3 rRNA genes are annotated in these 5,511 nt (G+C 53.9%); all 3 read right to left on the bottom strand.

The features are described from left to right. Positions 1 to 22: 22 nt before the first annotated feature. A 5S ribosomal RNA gene (gene rrf / locus C5B97_RS17630) occupies positions 23 to 139 on the bottom strand. Positions 140 to 269: 130 nt separating this feature from the next. Next, a 23S ribosomal RNA gene (locus tag C5B97_RS17625) occupies positions 270 to 3,382 on the bottom strand. Positions 3,383 to 3,818: 436 nt separating this feature from the next. Continuing rightward, positions 3,819 to 5,338: ribosomal RNA gene (locus C5B97_RS17620) — 16S ribosomal RNA — on the bottom strand. The 16S, 23S and 5S rRNA genes sit together here, the layout of an rRNA operon. Positions 5,339 to 5,511: the final 173 nt, after the last annotated feature.

Below are 5,511 nucleotides of genomic sequence, written 5' to 3'. Positions count from 1 at the left end.
ACCAACCCCGGCTCATGAAGAAGTCCGGCGGTGACCTACTCTCCCACAGGGTCCCCCCTGCAGTACCATCGGCGCTGAGAGTCTTAGCTTCCGGGTTCGGAATGTAACCGGGCGTTTCCCTCTCGCTATGACCGCCGAAACACTATGGACAAACCATCATGTTTCGAACCACACACCACACCCAACAGGGCGTGACACGTGGTCGATTCTCGATCGTCTATCGAGAACCACAAAGTGGACGCGAACAGCAGCAACATTCATGTGCATGTTTTATCAAATCATCAGCTTATTAGTACCGGTCAGCTCCACACATTTCTGTGCTTCCACATCCGGCCTATCAACCCAGTCGTCTACTGGGAGCTTCTCCCCCGAAGGGATGGAAATCTCATCTTGAAGCCGGCTTCCCGCTTAGATGCTTTCAGCGGTTATCCGTTCCGAACGTAGCCAATCAGCGGTGCTCCTGGCGGAACAACTGACACACCAGAGGTTCGTCCATCTCGGTCCTCTCGTACTAAAGATAGATCTTCTCAAATTTCCTACGCGCGCAGCGGATAGAGACCGAACTGTCTCACGACGTTCTGAACCCAGCTCGCGTGCCGCTTTAATGGGCGAACAGCCCAACCCTTGGGACCTACTCCAGCCCCAGGATGCGACGAGCCGACATCGAGGTGCCAAACCATGCCGTCGATATGGACTCTTGGGCAAGATCAGCCTGTTATCCCCGAGGTACCTTTTATCCGTTGAGCGACAGCGCTTCCACAAGCCACTGCCGGATCACTAGTCCCGACTTTCGTCCCTGCTCGACTTGTCAGTCTCACAGTCAAGCTCCCTTGTGCACTTACACTCGCCACCTGATTGCCAACCAGGTTGAGGGAACCTTTGGGCGCCTCCGTTACTCTTTAGGAGGCAACCGCCCCAGTTAAACTACCCACCAGGCACTGTCCCTGAACCGGATTACGGTTCGAAGTTAGATATCCAGAATGACCAGAGTGGTATTTCAACAACGACTCCACGAACACTAGCGTGCCCGCTTCACAGTCTCCCACCTATCCTACACAAGCCACACCGAACACCAATACCAAGCTGTAGTAAAGGTCACGGGGTCTTTTCGTCCTGCTGCGCGTAACGAGCATCTTTACTCGTAATGCAATTTCGCCGAGTTCGCGGTTGAGACAGCTGGGAAGTCGTTACGCCATTCGTGCAGGTCGGAACTTACCCGACAAGGAATTTCGCTACCTTAGGATGGTTATAGTTACCACCGCCGTTTACTGGGGCTTAAATTCAGAGCTTCGCCGAAGCTAACCCTTCCTCTTAACCTTCCAGCACCGGGCAGGCGTCAGTCCGTATACATCGTCTTGCGACTTCGCACGGACCTGTGTTTTTGATAAACAGTCGCTTCCCACTGGTCTCTGCGGCCATCAATGCGCTTTCAGGAGTAAATCCCTATACGCCTCAGGCCCCCCTTCTCCCGAAGTTACGGGGGCATTTTGCCGAGTTCCTTAACCACGATTCTCTCGATCTCCTTGGTATTCTCTACCTGATCACCTGTGTCGGTTTGGGGTACGGGCGACTAAAACCTCGCGTCGATGCTTTTCTTGGCAGCAGAGGATCACCGACTACCTCACATACGTGAGTTCCGCGTCAGATCTCAGGCTTCACGAGTGACGGATTTGCCTATCACTCACCCTACATCCTTGCCCGGATTCAACCAATCACCCGGTTCGGCTACCTTTCTGCGTCACACCTGTTAATACGCTAACCGCACCAGAACGGGGTCGAGCGCTAGGCTTCCCACCCACCCGAAGGCAGACGAGAAGATTCGGACTCTTAGCACTACTGGATTAGCTTGGGCGGTTTTTCGCCGGCCACGGGAATATCAACCCGTTGTCCATCGACTACGCCTGTCGGCCTCGCCTTAGGTCCCGGCTTACCCAGGGAAGATTAGCTTGACCCTGGAACCCTTGATCATTCGGAGGACGGGTTTCTCACCCGTCTTTCGCTACTCATGCCTGCATTCTCACTCGTGTAGCGTCCACGGCTGGTTTCCACCGCCGCTTCACTCGCCACACGACGCTCTCCTACCCATCCACACGACTGGACCACGAAGGCCTGTCTAAAATATGAATGCCACAACTTCGGTGGCGTGCTTGAGCCCCGTTACATTGTCGGCGCGGAATCACTTGACCAGTGAGCTATTACGCACTCTTTCAAGGGTGGCTGCTTCTAAGCCAACCTCCTGGTTGTCTGTGCAACTCCACATCCTTTTCCACTTAGCACGCGCTTTGGGACCTTAGTTGGTGGTCTGGGTTGTTTCCCTCTCGACTATGAAGCTTATCCCCCACAGTCTCACTGCTGCGCTCTCACTTACCGGCATTCGGAGTTTGGCTGACGTCAGTAAGCTTTTGGGCCCCATCGGCCATCCAGTAGCTCTACCTCCGGTAAGAAACACGCAACGCTGCACCTAAATGCATTTCGGAGAGAACCAGCTATCACGAAGTTTGATTGGCCTTTCACCCCTAACCACAGCTCATCCCCCCAGTTTTCAACCTAGGTGGGTTCGGTCCTCCACGAAGTCTTACCTTCGCTTCAACCTGGCCATGGATAGATCACTTCGCTTCGGGTCTAGGACATGCGACTGAATCGCCCTATTCAGACTCGCTTTCGCTACGGCTGCCCCACACGGGTTAACCTCGCCACATATCACTAACTCGCAGGCTCATTCTTCAAAAGGCACGCCGTCACAGCTACAAGGCTGCTCCGACGGATTGTAAGCAAACGGTTTCAGGTACTATTTCACTCCCCTCCCGGGGTACTTTTCACCTTTCCCTCACGGTACTTGTCCGCTATCGGTCATCTGGGAGTATTTAGGCTTATCAGGTGGTCCTGACAGATTCACACGGGATTTCTCGGGCCCCGTGCTACTTGGGATACTCTTCAACGTCAATACACGCATTTCGACTACGGGACTCGCACCCCCTCTGGTCAGCCATTCAAAGCTGTTCGTCTATACGCTACTGTCACGCCCACTGCCTGGTAGAGCAGCATGAAAAGTCCCACAACCCCGACCGTGCAACCCCTACCAGGTATCACACACGACCGGTTTAGCCTGATCCGCGTTCGCTCGCCACTACTAACGGAATCACTGTTGTTTTCTCTTCCTGTGGGTACTGAGATGTTTCACTTCCCCACGTTCCCTCTACCCGCCCTATATATTCAGGCGGGAGTCACCAGGTCACCACAAGGGGCCTGGCGGGGTTTCCCCATTCGGAAATCCTCGGATCAAAGTTCGATTATCAACTCCCCGAGGCTTATCGCAGATTTCTACGTCCTTCTTCGGCTCCAGATGCCAAGGCATCCACCGTTTGCTCTTAAAGATTTGATTTACACATGAGTAGCCAATCATTTCATTCTCAGAAACTCTTGACTAAAATTGCTGAACACCACAAACCCAACCATCCGAAGACGATCAACATTTGCGGCATTCAAGATGCTCGCGTCCACTGTGTAGTTCTCAACATACGATCGGTACCAACCCGGCTGACACAAAGCCAACCAAGAAGGCCCAAGAGTCCGATCCACCGCGCTCACCACTCCAAAGAGCGACAACCGCAGCAGGCCCGGTCCCTCAGGACCCAACAGCGTGCACACCAGCACTCACCATCACCCACACGTTTCCAACCCCAAAGGGCGTACTCCGCACGAACAACAACAAGCACCGAATAGTCAAATGTTCCACCCATGAGCGCCACCGGTCGACGTTTGCGACCGAAATGACTTCAGCTCCACACCCCGAAGAGTGCGTGCTAAGTGCTCCTTAGAAAGGAGGTGATCCAGCCGCACCTTCCGGTACGGCTACCTTGTTACGACTTAGTCCTAATTACCGATCCCACCTTCGACGGCTCCCTCCAAAAGGTTAGGCCACCGGCTTCGGGTGTTACCGACTTTCATGACTTGACGGGCGGTGTGTACAAGGCCCGGGAACGTATTCACCGCAGCGTTGCTGATCTGCGATTACTAGCGACTCCGACTTCATGGGGTCGAGTTGCAGACCCCAATCCGAACTGAGACTGGCTTTTTGGGATTCGCTCCACCTCGCGGTATTGCAGCCCATTGTACCAGCCATTGTAGCATGCGTGAAGCCCAAGACATAAGGGGCATGATGATTTGACGTCATCCCCACCTTCCTCCGAGTTGACCCCGGCAGTCTCATATGAGTTCCCACCATTACGTGCTGGCAACATACGACGAGGGTTGCGCTCGTTGCGGGACTTAACCCAACATCTCACGACACGAGCTGACGACAACCATGCACCACCTGTATACCGACCTTGCGGGGCGAACATTTCTGAACGTTTCCGGTATATGTCAAGCCTTGGTAAGGTTCTTCGCGTTGCATCGAATTAATCCGCATGCTCCGCCGCTTGTGCGGGCCCCCGTCAATTCCTTTGAGTTTTAGCCTTGCGGCCGTACTCCCCAGGCGGGGCGCTTAATGCGTTAGCTACGACACGGAAACCGTGGAATGGTCCCCACATCTAGCGCCCAACGTTTACGGCATGGACTACCAGGGTATCTAATCCTGTTCGCTCCCCATGCTTTCGCTCCTCAGCGTCAGTAATGGCCCAGAGATCTGCCTTCGCCATCGGTGTTCCTCCTGATATCTGCGCATTCCACCGCTACACCAGGAATTCCAATCTCCCCTACCACACTCTAGTCTGCCCGTACCCACTGCAGACCCGAGGTTGAGCCTCGGGATTTCACAGCAGACGCGACAAACCGCCTACGAGCTCTTTACGCCCAATAATTCCGGACAACGCTTGCACCCTACGTATTACCGCGGCTGCTGGCACGTAGTTAGCCGGTGCTTTTTCTGCAGGTACCGTCACTTTCGCTTCTTCCCTACTAAAAGAGGTTTACAACCCGAAGGCCGTCATCCCTCACGCGGCGTTGCTGCATCAGGCTTTCGCCCATTGTGCAATATTCCCCACTGCTGCCTCCCGTAGGAGTCTGGGCCGTGTCTCAGTCCCAGTGTGGCCGGTCACCCTCTCAGGCCGGCTACCCGTCGTCGCCTTGGTGAGCCATTACCTCACCAACAAGCTGATAGGCCGTGAGCCGATCCATAACCAAAAAATCTTTCCAAACACAGACCATGCGATCGTGTTAGATATCCAGTATTAGCCACCGTTTCCGGAGGTTATCCCAGAGTTATGGGCACGTTGCTCACGTGTTACTCACCCGTTCGCCACTAATCCACCCAGCAAGCTGGGCTTCATCGTTCGACTTGCATGTGTTAAGCACGCCGCCAGCGTTCGTCCTGAGCCAGGATCAAACTCTCCGTAAATGAATAACAACCAAACAACCCGAAAGCTGCCTGATAAACATCACGCCACCACACCGAAGTGCGATGACAAGTTTGAAACTGACAAAAAACAAAACAACACCAAACCCGAAGGCTCAGTACTGACTTGTATTGTCCAAATATGTTTCCAAAAGGAATCCTTACCCCTCCAAAAA

The sequence above is a fragment of the Pseudoclavibacter sp. RFBB5 genome (genome assembly GCF_002931555.1).
Taxonomy (GTDB): domain Bacteria; phylum Actinomycetota; class Actinomycetes; order Actinomycetales; family Microbacteriaceae; genus Pseudoclavibacter.
The sequence above is the reverse complement of the archived record's forward strand: the minus strand, read 5'-3'. Positions and strand labels throughout refer to the sequence as shown.